This window comes from Natrinema sp. CGMCC1.2065, assembly GCF_051225675.1.
GTDB lineage: Archaea > Halobacteriota > Halobacteria > Halobacteriales > Natrialbaceae > Natrinema > Natrinema thermotolerans.
Genome location: NZ_JBPJSJ010000001.1, coordinates 609,714 through 623,808, shown reverse-complemented (window position 1 = coordinate 623,808; position 14,095 = coordinate 609,714). Strand labels below are relative to the sequence as shown.

Sequence of the window (14,095 nt, the reverse complement as noted above, 5' to 3'; positions counted from 1 at the left end):
GTTAGCTACTGAGTGGGTTGAGCCGATCGAACGTCCGGAGGGTTGCATACTCCTCCCAGCCGCCGTAGCGGTCCTCGAACGAGCCCCGCGGGACGCTGAGCAGCACCACGAGCGCCCCGGCGACGCCGGCGTTGATCGCGGCGAGCGTCGGGACGCCGTCGAGCAGCCACGGGGCGACGGCGACCCACGCGGCCAGCGGCACGTTCAAGAATCGGACCGCGCGAGCGGGCTCGGCGGTCGCGATCACGGTGAAGGAAACGATCAGCGAGCCGGCGAGGTGGCTGCTGTCGGCCATGAGTCCGGTCGTTCCGAAGACGGTCGGCGAGAGCATGAGCCACGCGCCGAGCGCCATCGCTCCCAGCAGCGTCCACGGGGTCGAGACGCCCCAGAACGGCTCGCTGGCGGGACGGTCGTCGATCTCTCTCATCGCGTTCTCGCTTACGCCGGCCTCGTCTTCTGGGAACGTTCCACCCATCCAGAACGCGGTCCAGAGGCTGTCGCCCTGTCGCATTAGCCGGACAAGGAACTGCCCCATCGCGACGACCTCGTCCACGGTCAGCGCGATCATCCAGAGCATGCCGAAAGCCGAGAGCAGACAGAGCGTACACCAGGTCCCGACCATGATCGGCTGACTGATGACAAGCAGCACCTGGACGAAGCCCAGCGGGATGACGACGACACCGAAGAAGGCGACCATCCACGGCATCGTCCGCCACCGCCGACGGTCGCCCATGAAGCCCATCAGGGCCTCGACGGAGTAGGCCACCGCGCCGAGACCCGCATCGGAGACCGGGAACGCCTCCGAGACGCTCGAGGTCAGTATCGCCGCGGTTCCCGGATCGTACAGCGGGTCCCAGACGCGCTCGATGTAGCCCAGTTGGAAGGCAGCCATGTACCACGAGGCGAAGAAGCCGAAGATGCCGAGCGCGATCAGCGGCGCGCGTTGGGCCCCCGTCGAGGGGTTGTACGACCAGCCCGGCGGGATCGTCGGGCCGTCCATCTCGGAGCGCATCACGATCAGCACCGAGAACGTGATCACCATGGTCCCGACGAGCGCGTTGTTTGCGTACGCCGCGGCCGTCGGGGCCCAGAACGCGATCGGCGCGAACACGAGCCAGAGACCGACGAAGCCGTTGGCGTAGTTGGCGTAGCCGCTCTCGCGGTAGATCGTGAGCCCGGCCAGCGCGATCAGGAGGAGCCCGCTGACGACGCCGTTCCAGACCATCAACGCGCTCCCGTAGTTCAGGGCCGGTGTACTCGCGACGAGCCAGATACCGAGCGAGATGACGGCGTACTGGACCCAGGTCTCCTTTACTGGATGTTTGAGCATCATCTCGCCCGGCCGCATCGAGTCGCCGCCGTCGCCGTTTCCGTCGCCACCGTCGTTTGCGCCGCTCCCGTTCGAGCCGTCCGCTCCGCTTCCGTCGCCGTCGTCGGGTCGCGAACGGCGCTCTCGCGCGTCTGTCGTCACCGCAGTCGATTCCTCGCTCGAGTCGTTGGTGTTGTCGTCGCTCATTGGTCTCACTCGTCGTCGTTCGATCGCCGGACGATCTCCGTCTCCGAATCGAGGCCGTCAGCCTCGCTCCCGAGCGGTGCCGGCGACGCGTCGCCCGAGCCGGTCGCGTCCGCCAGGTACAGCGCGCCGTTGAGCAGCCCGATGTGGCTGTAGGCCTGCGGATAGTTGCCCCGTTGTTCGCCGGTCTCCTCGTCGATCGCTTCGGACAGCAGGCCGAGCGGACTGGCGTACTCGAGGACCGACTCGAAGCGGTCGCGGGCCTCGTCGGTCCGCCCGGCGAGCGCGAGCGCAGTGACGAGCCAGAACGAACACACGACGAACGGGCTGTCGACCCCCGGCAGGCCGTCGTCGCCCTCGTAGCGCCGGACGAGTCCGTCGTCGGTCGCCAGCCGGTCCAGCGTCGCGTCGATCGTCCCCCGGACGCGGTCGTCGTCGGGCGGGAGGAACCCGACGACCGGAACGAGCAGGTTCGCCGCGTCGAGCGTGTCCTCGTCGTCGAAAGCGCGCACGAAGCTGTTCGTTCCCTCTCTGAACCCCCGCTCGAGGATCGCCTCGCGGACGTCCTCGCGACGGGCCCGCCAGCGCTCGAGGGGCGCGTCGACGCCGTCGGCGGCCGCGGCGAGTTCGATCCCGCGATCGAGCGCCGTCCAGCACATCACCTTCGAGTAGACGAACTGCTCGGGGTCGCTCCGTACCTCCCAGATCCCGGCGTCGGGGTCGTCCCAGCCGTCGCAGACGTACTCGACGAAGTCACGGACCACCGCCCAGTCGTCGGCCCGGATCGGCTCGCCGTAGCGGACGCTCTCGTAGATCGCGAGGATCAACTCGCCGTAGACGTCGAGCTGGTGTTGCTTCCGGGCCGCGTTGCCGACGCGAACGGGGGCCGAACGGCGGTAGCCCTCGAGGTGATCGAGGACGCGCTCCTCGAGGTCGGCCCCGCCGTGGAGGTCGTAGACCGGCGGCACGTCGGCCGGGTCGTGGTGCCGACAGTGGTCGAGACACAGCCGGAAGTACGACCGCGCCTCCTCGAGGTGGTCCAGTTCGGCCAGCGCCCGGACGGTGAAGGCTGCGTCGCGGATCCAGTTGTAGCGATAGTCCCAGTTGCGGACGCCGCCGACGTCCTCGGGCAGCGAGGTCGTCGGGGCCGCACACACAGCGCCCGTCTCGCGGTGAATCAGGAGTTTGAGGACGAGCGACGACCGGACCGCGAGGTCGTGCCACCGGTCGCCGACGGGACGCTCCCCGCCGTCGCAGTCGTGGACCCAGTCGCGCCAGTAGTCGATCGTTCCAGCGAGTGCCTCCCGATACCGCGACGGTTCGAAGGCGATTCCCTCGCCGTACCCGAGCGCGAGCCAGCGCGTCTCGCCGCCCGCGAGCGTCGCGGTCGCGGTCGCTCCGGGGCCGTCGCTCGCGGGCTCGAGCGGGAGGTCGCTCGCGAGGGCGGCCCGCTCGTCGTCGCCGGTCGCGACGACGCCGTCGGCCGTCGACTCGATCTCGGGCACGTCCCGCGCGTAGTCGAATCGGGGGTCGAACTCGATCGCGACCTCGAGCGGGCCGTCCTCGCAGTCCAGTTTCCGGTAGACGGCGGGCGGCCGGTCGTCGGCGTCGGTGACGGGCACGAAATCGGTCACCGTCGCCGCGCCGCCGGCGGTCCGGAACGTCGTCTCGAGGACGTTCGTCCGATCTCGGTAGCGCTGGACGGACTCGAACGACTGCCGGGGGCGGACGGCGAAGCGGCCGCCGCGGTCGGCATCGAGCAGGGCGGCGAAGACGCTCGGCGACTCGACGTGGGGCAACGGACACCAGTCGATCGAGCCGTCGCGGCCGACGAGGGCGACCGTGTTTCCGTCGCCGATCGCGCCGTACTCCTCGAGGCGTTCGTACTTCATGATCGGATCGAAGGGGTTCGCGGAACGGAGCGATGTTCTCGTCCCAGCGGGTTCCGTATTCGGCAGTCGCATGAAAGGCGGTCGGGCGGTGAGCCGCGAGTTGCGGGCGATACGCGAACCGCCTCGAGGCCGGCGCGAACGTTTTGACGATCCCGTTCGTACCGTCAACCATGCAACTCGATCCGGATCGCACGGCGGTAGTGGTCGTCGACATGCAAAACGGATTCTGTCACCCGGACGGCTCGCTGTACGCGCCGGGCAGCGAGGCCGTCATCGAGCCGATCGCCGACTTGCTCGAGCGCGCTCGCGAGGCCGGGACGCAGGTGGTCTTCACACGCGACGTCCACCCACCGGAACAGTTCGACGACGCCCACTACTACGACGAGTTCGACCAGTGGGGCGAACACGTCCTCGAGGGCTCGTGGGAGGCCGAGATCGTCGACGAGCTGCCCGTCGAAGACGGGGACCACGTGATCGAGAAACACACCTACGACGCCTTTTACAACACCGAACTCGAGGGATGGCTGAACGCCCGCGGGATCGACGACCTGGTGATCTGTGGGACCCTCGCGAACGTCTGTGTTCTCCACACCGGCGGTAGTGCGGGGCTACGGGATTTCCGGCCGATCATGCTCGAGGACTGCATCGGCGCGATCGAGGACGACCACCGCGAGTACGCCCTCGATCACGCCGCGTGGCTGTTCGGCGAGGTCGAACCGAGCGCGGAGATCGCGTTCGCGTAACCGCCCGTCGACGGTGGCTCGCTCGGCCCCTGCCTTTTCACGGCCGTCGATCCAAGGGTCGGCTATGGACTCCGGTCGATCACGACTCGACGACGAAGCGGACGGTCCGCGCCTCGAGTCGGCGACGGGCGGTGATCGCACATGAACCGGCGGCGACTGCGTCCGCTGTATCTGGTCGGTATCGCGCTCAACGCCATCGCGTTCAGCTACGCGATTACGAACGGGACGTGGCTGTACGCCGGTGCGTTCGCCCTCGTCGCGGGCTATCTCGTCGTTCGGCTGCGGATGGTATCCACCGACGGCTGAGTCGCTGCGCCGCCGACACTCGAGGACTGCCATCGACGGGGACACGGTCGCTCGCGAGAGCGGGACGCTCGGCCGACGGTTGTCGGTCCGCAGATGTTTACCCCCGTCAGTCGAACGAAGGGGTATGAGCGGGGTTCGATCGGTACGTGTGGTGGTCGGCGATAACTCGAGCGACGGATCGACGATGGAGGGACCGTCCGAATGAACGAACGGCGGTTACTGCCGGTGTACCTGCTCGGTGCCGCCGGTAGCGCGTACGTGTTCTGGTACTACGTCTCGGCGAGTGCGTTTCTGCCCGCGCTCGTCTTCGGACTCGTTACCGCGGCGTTCGTGGCTCGATTGCGGATACTGACCGCCGACTCGTAGACGACGCCGATCGGTGACCGACGGAGAGCGAGAACGAGGCGGAGCCGCGACGAGCGCGGCCGTGACCGGGATCAGTCGCCCCGGAAGACCCGATACGCGCCCTGCCCGATCGCGACCTCGTGGGTTTCCCCGTCGGGCGTCGTACTCTCGACGACGATCTCGCTGACGCCGACGCTGCCGCCGACCCGGACGACGTCCGCCGTCGCCACGAGATCCCCCGTCGCCGGTCGGAGATAGTTGAGGTTCAGGTTGATGGTCGCGATCCGCGCGCCGAAGGGATCGTCCATGGCCGTCCGCAGACAGAGGCCGCCGACGGTATCGATCAGCGTCGCGGCGACGCCGCCGTGCATGTCCGCCCGTTCGTCGTCGGCGGCGGTGGGCCGCGTGTTCGTCAACTTCTCGTCGTAGGGGATCGACATCGTCATCGTGCCGTCGCCGACGTGATCGATGCTCGTCCCGAGCCACGAGAGGAACTCCTGGTTCTCGTCGAGGAAGTGTTGCAGCATGCTCTCGCGATCGTCGAACTCCTCGAGCATGGCCTCCGTCGGGGTGTCCTCGGTCATAGCCGCCCGTCTCTCGGCGACGCTCTTGACAGCTACGTTTCTAGTCGTTCCCGTTGTCCGCCGTTGGTTCGCGGACCGCGGTCCGGGACGGGCATCGATCAGCGCTCGTCGCTCGAGCGGGCCCGCACGCGAACGTCCGTCCCGACTTCGAAGCGGCGATCGGGACAGATCAGTTTCGCACCGAACGCGCCGTCGCGGGCACAGAACAGCGACACCCCGGTGATCGGCTCGCCGTTTGCCGTGACGGTCAGGTCGTCCCACGCGATCGTCCGGCCGGTCGCGACGCCGAGGCGATCGCCGTTCAGCGAGACGACCGTCTCGGCCGGGTCGTCGGCCTCGAGCGACTCGCCGCGCTCGAGCAGTCCGCCGCCGTCGTAGTGGGGGAGCCCGCCGTCTATGACGCCGCCGTCGGCCCCCACGCCGACGAATTCAGCGCCGGGATTCGGATGCACTGGCGCATCCAGTACCGCGTAGGTGTCGCCGGCCGATCGGACGCGGCCGGTGCCGTCCCACTCGAGCGGCCGGACCGATACCCCGAGGTCGATCGGGAGCGACCCCGACGCCCGGTAGGGGTTTTGATCCGGCCTCCGGAACCCGACGTGGAGGTGGTTGTCGACCCACGGCGCGAAAAAGCCCGCGCGGACGAGCCGCCCCAGCGAGTCGCCCCGCTCGACGCGGTCGCCGGCCGCAACGGTGGGCTCGACGTGGAGGATCCGGACCGTGCGGCCGGCCAGCGGGCTCGAGGCCGCTGGCTCGAGCAGGATCAGGTGGTCGTGGTCGGGCGCGTAGGGTTTCGGCGGCGCGCGGACGGTGCGGGTCTCCCGGACGGTGCCGGCGACCGGGCTCGGCGCGGCGGTCGTCCGCCCGTCGGCGAGCGTCCCGGGATAGCAATCGATCGCACAGCCGCCGTCGTGGGCGGGATAGGGCGAGTTGTACAGCGAGAAGCGCTCGTACTGGGCCAGGACTGCTTCGGGGAGCGTAACGGCCATCGGTCGTCCGACGCTGGGTGGCGTGACCGTTTAGACCCACCGAGTCGAACGGCCGATATGCGCGTGCTTCGTGGACGGGCCGATTCGATCCCCGCCGATCGCGACGCGACCCGCCGACTGCTCTCGAGCGCCGCCGACGGCGAGCCCGCCGTCCGGGTCTGGGTCCCCCACCGACAGGTCGCGTTCGGCCGCCGGGACGCCGAACTCGAGGGGTACGACCGCGCCCGCGAGACGGCCGACGACCGGGGGTTCCCGCCGATCGAGCGGTCGGTCGGCGGGCGGGCGGTCGCCTACGACGGCGAGACGACGCTGGCCTTTGCCCGTGCGGAGCCGGTCGCGGAGTATCGGCAGGGGACGACCGACCGCTACGAGCGCGCCACGACCGCCGTCGAGCGCGCGCTCGAGGGACTGGGCCCCTCGCCGGTCAGGGGCGAGCCCGACGACGCGTTCTGTCCGGGGACCCACTCGCTGTCGACCGAGGGGAGGGACGGGCAGCGACGGAAGGTCGTCGGCATCGCCCAGCGGGTCCGGCAGGACGCCGCGCTCGTCGCTGGCGTCGTCCTCGTCGCGAACCGGGAAGGACTCGCAGACGTTCTCGAGGGAGTCTACGGCACGCTCGGGCTCTCGCTCGAGCCGGCGTCGGTCGGCACCGTCGCGGACGCGGACGGCCCGGCCGATCCCGAGCCCGTCCGCCGGGCGCTCGAGGACGAACTGGTCGGCGATGCGACTGTCGGTTCGATCGACGACGCGGAGTCCGAGCCGTGACGGAACGAGTCGGCCGCTCGCGTCGGGCTACGGTTTCAGCGGGAGTTCCCCCCAGCCGTCGTTTCGCATGAACTCGCGGTTCCGTTCGGGCCAGGCCAGTAGTCGCTCCCTGAGCGGGTCCCCGTCGGCCGTCTCCGGGTCGGGACCGCCCAGCTTGGCGAGCAGCGTCAGGACGGCCCAGCCGCCGTAGCCGACCACGACCGTCACGCCGGTCAGGACGACGATCGAAACGGCGAGTTCACCCAGTCGTTTCGGGAACGGTTTGCGATCGCGTCCCGAGTCGTCGCGGGCGGACATACGTGACGTGTCGATTCGCCATCACCTAATAATATCGGACCACTACCACGATCCCCGAAGTGAGGTAACGTTTTTCGTCTCCACGCCGTTCCCCCGGGTATGCACACACCGACGGGACCGGAGGGGCGGCGATGACGGCGGAGGACTCGATGGGGACGGACGCCGTCTGGGACGACCTCCTCGAGGACGCGGCGGGAATCGCCGAAGAGTACCGCGAGGAGGGCTGGGACGCCGTCGTCCTCGAACCGACCGACGTCTCACCGGTCGAGAGCGAGGATCGGACCGGGCTCGACGTCGCGGTCTCGCAGTCGGCGTACGAACTCGTCGAAGGACTGATCGAGGACGGCGACGTAACGATTTCCGCGGCCGATGTCTACTACCGGCCCCTCGAGGAGGGCGACGGCGATCGGCGGGTGGCGCTTGCGGTCGAACGCGACGAGGAAACCGAGACGGCCGTCCTCGTCCCACTGGTCTACGACGTCTCGGCGTGTCGATCCGTCTTCAAAACCGCGCTGCTCGAGGCGGAGTTGCTGGTTCACGTCGCGGCCGATCCCGTCGCGGGCTGGGTGACGTTCTCCCACGACGATCCCTCGCTCTTCCTCGAGGAGTCGGACGTTCAGGCCTGGAGCGAGGAGTAAGCGGGCGTCAGTTCCCGGTTCGAAAGGAGAGATCCAGCGACGGCGCTGAGTGGGTCAGCGACCCCATCGAGATCACGTCGACACCGGTGGCGGCGTAGTCGGGCACGTCCGCGACGGCGATCCCGCCGCTGGCCTCGGCCAACACGCCGTCGTAGTCGGCGAGTTCCGCGACCGCGTCCCGCGTCCGGTCGGGCGTCATGTTGTCCAGCAGGACGATATCGGCACCCGCTGTGGCCGCACGCGGGGCGTCTTCGACGCGTTCGACCTCGACGTCGATCTTCGTCGCGAACGACGTCCGCTCGTCGAAGTGGGCGATCGCCCCCTCGAGGCCCATCTCTTCGATGTGATTGTCCTTGACCATGACCATATGCGAGAGATCGAGCCGGTGGGTGTCGCCGCCGCCCGCGACGACCGCACGCTTCTCGACCCCGCGGAGGCCGGGGGTGGTCTTGCGGGTCGCGGCGATCGCGACATCGTCCGTTTCGGTTCGCGCCGCGGTGACGGCCTCGTGGGTCCGCGTTGCGATTCCCGACGCGTGGCCCGCGAGGTTCACGGCGACGCGCTCGCCCCGCAACACCTCGCGTGCGGCCCCTTCGACCCGAAGGAGTTCGTCGCCAGGTTCGATCTCGGTTCCGTCCTCGAGGCGATCGGTCACGGGTACGTCGAGGTAGTCGAAGACCGCCGTCGCGGCCTCGAGGCCGGCAGCGACGCCCGACTCTTTCGCGACGAGTCGCCCGGTCGTTTCGCCGGGCACCTGATTCGTCACGTCGTGATGGCCCACGTCCTCGCGGAGCCAGCGTTCGACCTGCACGTCGGTGATCATACGCGAGTCTGTGAGCGCCCGGCAAAAAAGCGACCCGCTTGGTGCGGCCTCGAACTCGAGACCGGCCGGTTCGCCGCGATCCACGGGCTACTCGGGGAGTCGTCCCGTCCGCTCGAGGACGACGAGGACCGCGATCGTAGCGGCGAGAACGAGCGCGGCGGCGGCGAAGACCGCGTCGTAGGTGTATCCCCGCTCGATGAACAGCCCCAGCGCGGACGAGCCGAGCGCCTGGGAGAGCATCCACGCGGAACTGAACACGGCGTAGGCGCTGGCGCGCGCGGCGTCCGGGAGCGTGTCGAGGAGATACGTGTCCGTGGCCGGAAACAGCGTGTGGATGACGAACCCGATGAGCGCGGAGAGCGCGACAAGCGCGACGAGCCCGTCGACGGCGGTGAGCGCGAGCAGGCAGGCGGCGAAGGAACCGACGATTCCGAGCAGAAGCGGGATCTTCGGGAGCCTGTCGGCCAGGTCGCCGCCGAAGAAGAACGCGGGCACCCCGGCGGCGAAGACGACCGTGAGCATCGCCCCCGCGGCGCGGTCGGAGAGCCCCTTCGACTGCATGTAGAGTTCGTAGAAGTTGAACACGCCCTGCCAGACGAACGACGCGGCACCGACGATGGCGAGCGCCGTCACGATGATCCGCCACTCCGAGAGCGCGCCGGCGACGAACTCGCGGTCGTCCCGTCCCGCCGCCGGCATCTCGGTCCCGCTCGCGGCGTACCACGCGTAGGCCGTGACGACCGCCGCACCGACGGCGATCGCCCACAGCGAGAGCCGCCAGTCGACGAGAAGGGCGAGCGCGACGAACGGGGCGGCGACCACCGCGGCGAGCTGGCTGGCGGCCCCGTGGATCCCCATGACGCGGCCGATCCGCGTCGGGTACAGTTCGCTCAACAGCGGGTTCGCCGAGACGAAGTACACCCCGGAAGCGATTCCCATGAGGAACGCGCCGATCATGAGATGACGGACCGTCGTCGCGGTCGCGGCGAGGCCGGACGCAACCGCGAGGATCGTGCCCGCACCGATCACGACGTAGTGTCTCGGGACCTTCGTGAGCAGCCAGCCGGTGGGCAATCGGGGCGACGCGCTCCCGACCCACGCGAGCGTCACGATGAGTCCGGCCGTCGCCTCGCCGATCGCGAACTCGCCGATGAACACGTCGAGCAGCGGTGCGAAGACGATTCTGGCGAGGTTGATGAAGAAGACGAGTCCACAGAGGGAGGCGAAGAGGCGAGCGCGGGCCACGCTCGACATTCTCCACAGGTGACTTCAAGCGTTCCGAAAGCGGAACGGGAACTGCGACCAGGAGTCGTCCGGTCAGGCTCGAGGCGGACGTTCCGCGTCGACGACGTAGTGACAGCCGATCGACTCGGTGTTCTCGCTCGCCGCACGCGCGATCAACAGCGCGACGACGCTGGCGTTGCGCAGTTCGTAGAGGCTGCGTGTCGTCCGCGTGCGGACGTAGGCGTCGACCTCGCCCTTGAGCCGCCGGAGGACCGAACCCGCGCGGGCGATCTCCGCGGGGTCGCGCTCGAGGCCGAGGTACTCGTCCATCGTCCGCGTGAGACGAGTGAATTTCTCGGCGGCGAACCGGTCGGGCAGGTCGGGGTCGCGGTTTCGGAGTTCGGGGGCCTCGACGGGCTCCGGATCGAACCCGACAGCGTCCTCACCCGCGCGCAGTCCCCAAACGAGCCCCTCGAGCAGGCTGGTACTCGCCAGCCGGTTCGCGCCGTGGACGCCGGTGCGGGCACACTCCCCGGCGGCGTAGAGCCGATCGAGCGAGGTGCGACCGCGGTCGTCGACGGCGATGCCGCCACACAGGAAGTGTTCGCAGGGCGCGACGGGGATCTCGTCGCCCTCGATGCCGCGGTCGCGGCACTTCTCGGCGATGGCGGGGTACTCCGCCTCGAACTCGAGGGGGCTCACGTCGAGGACGACCGCGCTGGTTTCCTCGCGTTCCGTTTCGACGGCGCGAGCGACCACGTCCCGCGGCGCGAGATCGCCCTGCGGGTGGTACTCGGTCATGAACCGCTCGCCGTCCCCGTTGCGAAGCACTGCGCCCTCGCCACGCAGGGCTTCCGAGAGCAAGAAGGGGTCGTCGCCAGCATAGGCGGTCGGGTGGAACTGGACGTACTCCATGTCCTCGACGTCGGCTCCGGCGAGTGCTGCCATGGCGATGCCGTCGCCGGTCGCGCCGTCGGGGTTGGTCGACCGGCCGTAGAGCGCGCCGACGCCGCCGGTCGCCAACACCGTCGCGCCGGCGTAGATCGGGTGGCCTTCCGGCCGTTCGTCGCTTACCACGCCGTGGACCCGCCCCTCGGCGGTGATCAACTCGAGCGCCGCCGTGTCCTGACGGACCTCAATGTGTTCGTGGGCGTCGACGTAGTTGAGGAACGGGCGCAGGATGTGCGAGCCGGTCGCGGCGTCGACGTGGAGGATCCGGTACTCGGAGTGGGCCGCCTCGCGGGTGTAGTCGAACTCGCCGTCCTCGCTCTCGTCGAACGCGACCTCGAGGGTGTCGACGAGAACGTCTTCGACGGCGTCGTCGGCGTTCGCGACGAGCGTCTCGACGGCATCGGGATCGGCGGTACCGTCGCTAGCGTCGATGATATCCGATTTGAGCGAGTCGGGGTCGCCCCGCGTCGTGGAGATACCACCTTGGGCCCAGTCGGTGCTGGCGTCGTCGGGTTTGGTCGCTTTCGTCAGGAGGAGAACCTCCGCGCCCTCCCGGGCGGCCGACAGGGCGGCCGCACAGCCCGCGATGCCGCTGCCGACGACGAGAACGTCCGTAACTTCGCCGTCGGTCGTCGTCGCCGTGCTGGTGTCGGTTTCGGTCATCTCAGATCTCGAGCATGCGGTCGAGGGCCACTTCCGCGAGTTCCTTCTCCTCGGGGGCGACCTCGATCACGTTGTGTTCCCGGCCCGCGACGAGTTCCTCGAGGACCCAGGTGAGATAGTTGGGGTCGATCTGTCGCATGGCGTTGCAGTCCATGCAGGCCTCGCCACAGAGCGGAAGGACGTTCACCTCGGGGTGCCAGCGCTGGAGGTGGTTCGTGAGGTGGATCTCGGTGCCGATGGCCCACGTCTCGCCGGGATCGGCGTTTTCGACCGTCTCGCAGATCGTGCTGGTCGAACCGACCCGGTCGGCGGCCTCGACGACCTCGCGGCGACACTCGGGGTGGACGACCACCTTCGCGTCGGGGTGGTCCGCACGGATCTTGGCGATGTGGTCGGCGGTGAACCGCTCGTGGACCTGACAGTAGCCGTCCCAGAGGATGATGTCGCTCTCGGCGACCTCATCGGCGTCTTTCCCCGCCGGATCCCAGGGGTCCCACTGGGCGATCTCGTCTTCCATACCGAGCCGGTGGGCCGTGTTCTCCCCGAGGTGTTTGTCCGGGAGAAAGAGGACTTTATCGCCCTTGTCGAAGGCGTACTCGAAGGCCTTGTGGGCGTTCGAGGAGGTACAGACGAGCCCACCCTGGCTCGCACAGAAAGCCTTCAGGTCCGCGTAGGAGTTCATGTAGGTGATCGGGATGATGTCGTCGTCGGGCGCGGCGGCCGTGATCTCGGCCCACGCGCTGTCGACCTGCAGGGCCTCGGCCATCCCCGCCATCGGACACGAGGCCTCCATGCTCGGGAGGATCACGGACTGGTCGTCGTCGGTGATGATGTCCGCGCTCTCGGCCATGAACGTCACGCCGCCGAAGATCACGTACTCGGCGTCGGCCTCGGCCGCCTCCGTCGAGAGCTGGTAGGAGTCCCCGATGAAGTCGGCGTGTTCAACGATCTCGCGTCGCTGGTAGTTGTGCCCGAGGATGACGACGTCGTCGCCCAACTCCTCGAGGGCCGCCTCGATGCGGTCCGTTCGTTCCGACTCCTCGAGATCCCGGTACTGGGGGGGCAACTGCTCTAGGTTGTCGTATTTGAACAGACTTAGGTCGGTTTCCAGCTCCGCCGTTTCCATGTTAGCCATTGGACGTCACCTGTGAGTGACTACAACTCAGAGACGCATATTGAATAATTTTTTCCTTCGATACTGCGTTCCGGGGGAATACCATCGGCTGGTAGAACGATCGAAAACCAGCTATCAGTTGTTCGGGCGAACCGACCGGTCCGTAGCCGAGACAGTTCGTGATCTGGACACTGGATCCTTTCCGTTCGCCGCCCTAGCGACGGTATGGCACTCGAGGACGCCTTCGCGGACTTCACCCGACGGGACTGGGAGCGCGAATCGGCGGCGGGCACGGTTCGCCTCGCCGTCGTCGGAATCGGCGGCTTCGCACGCCAGCGCGCGCTGCCGGCGATCGACGCGGGGGCCTACTGCGAGACGACGACGCTGGTGACGAGTTCCCCCGATCGGGCGACGGACGTCGCCGAGACGTACGACGCCGAACGCGACCCACGGACGGTACGCGATCGCGGCCGCCGACCGCGGCAAGCACGTTATCTGCGAAAAACCGCTCGAGACGACCGTCGACCGCGCCCGCGAGATCGTCGACGCGTGTGCCGACGCCGGCGTGACCCTGATGACGGCCTACCGGCTCCAGACCGAGCCGACGGTTCGGCGCACGCGGGACCTCGTCCGCGAGCGCGCCATCGGCGACGTCGTCCAGCTCCACGGCTGCTTCTCCAACCCGCTGCTCGAGACCGCGGGGCCCGACAGCTGGCGGCTCGATCCCGCCCTCGCCGGCGGCGGCGCGCTGGTCGATCTCGGGATCTATCCGCTCAACACGATCCGGTTTCTGCTCGATCGCGAGCCGACGGGCGTGTACGCGACCACACACTCGAGCGGCGGCCCCTTCGCGGCCGTCGACGAACACGTCGCCGTCCAACTCGAGTTCGGGACGGACGCGACGGCCTCGTGTACCGCCAGTTTCGACGCCCACGCCAATAGCCAGCTCGAGCTGGTCGGCACCGACGGAAAGGTCCACATCGAGTCGCCGTTCGGCGGCGTCGTTCCACAGGAGATGGTCGTCGAGAGTGGGGACGTCTGTATGGAGTACACCGGCCCGTCCGTCGACGAGGTCTGCGAGGAGTTCGACTACTTCGGCTACTGCGTACTGACCGGTACCACACCCGAACCCGACGGCGCGGACGGGCTGGCGGACCTGCGGACGATCGAGGCCGCCTACGAATCGGCCGAGACCGGGTGCCGAGTCGGGCTCGAGTAGCGCCGGCGACGGACGTCTCGGAGTCGGTC

Annotated in this window: 14 protein-coding genes and 1 pseudogene; 6 read left to right on the top strand and 9 right to left on the bottom strand. The window is 68.6% G+C overall.

Annotated features, from left to right (window positions below):
- Position 1: 1 nt before the first annotated feature.
- Complete coding sequence (locus tag ACSBP4_RS03115; RefSeq protein WP_049965568.1) at positions 2 to 1,516, bottom strand: vitamin K epoxide reductase family protein; 1,515 nt, start codon at positions 1,514 to 1,516, stop codon at positions 2 to 4.
- A 5-nt stretch (positions 1,517 to 1,521) separates the two neighbouring features.
- Complete coding sequence (locus ACSBP4_RS03110; RefSeq protein ID WP_435551333.1) at positions 1,522 to 3,405, bottom strand: glycoside hydrolase family 15 protein; 1,884 nt, start codon at positions 3,403 to 3,405, stop codon at positions 1,522 to 1,524.
- 170 nt (positions 3,406 to 3,575) lie between these two features.
- Here ACSBP4_RS03110 and ACSBP4_RS03105 point away from each other — a divergent pair, with 170 nt between their 5' ends.
- The 3 genes from ACSBP4_RS03105 (at position 3,576) to ACSBP4_RS03095 (ending at position 4,820) form a co-directional block, all read left to right on the top strand.
- Positions 3,576 to 4,148, top strand: coding sequence for a cysteine hydrolase family protein (locus ACSBP4_RS03105; protein WP_435551332.1), 573 nt, complete (start codon positions 3,576 to 3,578; stop codon positions 4,146 to 4,148).
- Positions 4,149 to 4,289: 141 nt separating this feature from the next.
- The gene (locus ACSBP4_RS03100; protein WP_006649937.1) at positions 4,290 to 4,454 is read left to right on the top strand and encodes a hypothetical protein; all 165 of its coding nucleotides are present in this window, start codon (positions 4,290 to 4,292) and stop codon (positions 4,452 to 4,454) included.
- 201 nt (positions 4,455 to 4,655) lie between these two features.
- The gene (locus ACSBP4_RS03095; RefSeq protein ID WP_006182687.1) at positions 4,656 to 4,820 is read left to right on the top strand and encodes a hypothetical protein; all 165 of its coding nucleotides are present in this window, start codon (positions 4,656 to 4,658) and stop codon (positions 4,818 to 4,820) included.
- A gap of 71 nt (positions 4,821 to 4,891) precedes the next feature.
- On the opposite strand, the gene ACSBP4_RS03090 is transcribed toward ACSBP4_RS03095, so the two are convergent.
- Positions 4,892 to 5,383 carry a PaaI family thioesterase gene (locus tag ACSBP4_RS03090; protein WP_006649935.1) on the bottom strand — a complete coding sequence of 164 codons (492 nt, stop codon included), beginning with the start codon at positions 5,381 to 5,383 and terminating at the stop codon, positions 4,892 to 4,894.
- 98 nt (positions 5,384 to 5,481) lie between these two features.
- Entirely contained in the window at positions 5,482 to 6,372 is an 891-nt protein-coding gene (locus ACSBP4_RS03085) for a hypothetical protein (RefSeq protein ID WP_435551331.1), read from the bottom strand.
- A 57-nt stretch (positions 6,373 to 6,429) separates the two neighbouring features.
- On the opposite strand from ACSBP4_RS03085, the gene ACSBP4_RS03080 reads away from it, so the two are divergent.
- Entirely contained in the window at positions 6,430 to 7,137 is a 708-nt protein-coding gene (locus ACSBP4_RS03080) for a lipoyl protein ligase domain-containing protein (RefSeq protein ID WP_435551330.1), read from the top strand.
- Positions 7,138 to 7,164: 27 nt separating this feature from the next.
- On the opposite strand, the gene ACSBP4_RS03075 is transcribed toward ACSBP4_RS03080, so the two are convergent.
- Complete coding sequence (locus ACSBP4_RS03075; protein ID WP_006182691.1) at positions 7,165 to 7,434, bottom strand: hypothetical protein; 270 nt, start codon at positions 7,432 to 7,434, stop codon at positions 7,165 to 7,167.
- 131 nt (positions 7,435 to 7,565) lie between these two features.
- On the opposite strand from ACSBP4_RS03075, the gene ACSBP4_RS03070 reads away from it, so the two are divergent.
- Positions 7,566 to 8,072, top strand: a complete 507-nt coding sequence (locus tag ACSBP4_RS03070) for a DUF7529 family protein (RefSeq protein WP_435551329.1) — start codon at positions 7,566 to 7,568, stop codon at positions 8,070 to 8,072.
- Between the two features lie 7 nt (positions 8,073 to 8,079).
- Here the strand turns inward: ACSBP4_RS03070 and nadC are convergent, their stop codons facing one another.
- From nadC to nadA, 4 genes are all read right to left on the bottom strand, one after another.
- Entirely contained in the window at positions 8,080 to 8,895 is an 816-nt protein-coding gene (nadC, locus tag ACSBP4_RS03065; protein WP_049965562.1) for a carboxylating nicotinate-nucleotide diphosphorylase, read from the bottom strand.
- An 87-nt stretch (positions 8,896 to 8,982) separates the two neighbouring features.
- Positions 8,983 to 10,140, bottom strand: a complete 1,158-nt coding sequence (locus ACSBP4_RS03060; protein WP_435551328.1) for an MFS transporter — start codon at positions 10,138 to 10,140, stop codon at positions 8,983 to 8,985.
- A 72-nt stretch (positions 10,141 to 10,212) separates the two neighbouring features.
- The gene (locus tag ACSBP4_RS03055) at positions 10,213 to 11,733 is read right to left on the bottom strand and encodes an L-aspartate oxidase (RefSeq protein ID WP_435551327.1); all 1,521 of its coding nucleotides are present in this window, start codon (positions 11,731 to 11,733) and stop codon (positions 10,213 to 10,215) included.
- Position 11,734: 1 nt separating this feature from the next.
- A complete protein-coding gene (nadA, locus tag ACSBP4_RS03050) occupies positions 11,735 to 12,868 on the bottom strand; it encodes a quinolinate synthase NadA (RefSeq protein WP_435551326.1) in 1,134 nt (377 codons plus the stop codon).
- Between the two features lie 204 nt (positions 12,869 to 13,072).
- Here nadA and ACSBP4_RS03045 point away from each other — a divergent pair.
- Positions 13,073 to 14,066, top strand: a pseudogene (locus tag ACSBP4_RS03045) (Gfo/Idh/MocA family protein).
- Positions 14,067 to 14,095: the final 29 nt, after the last annotated feature.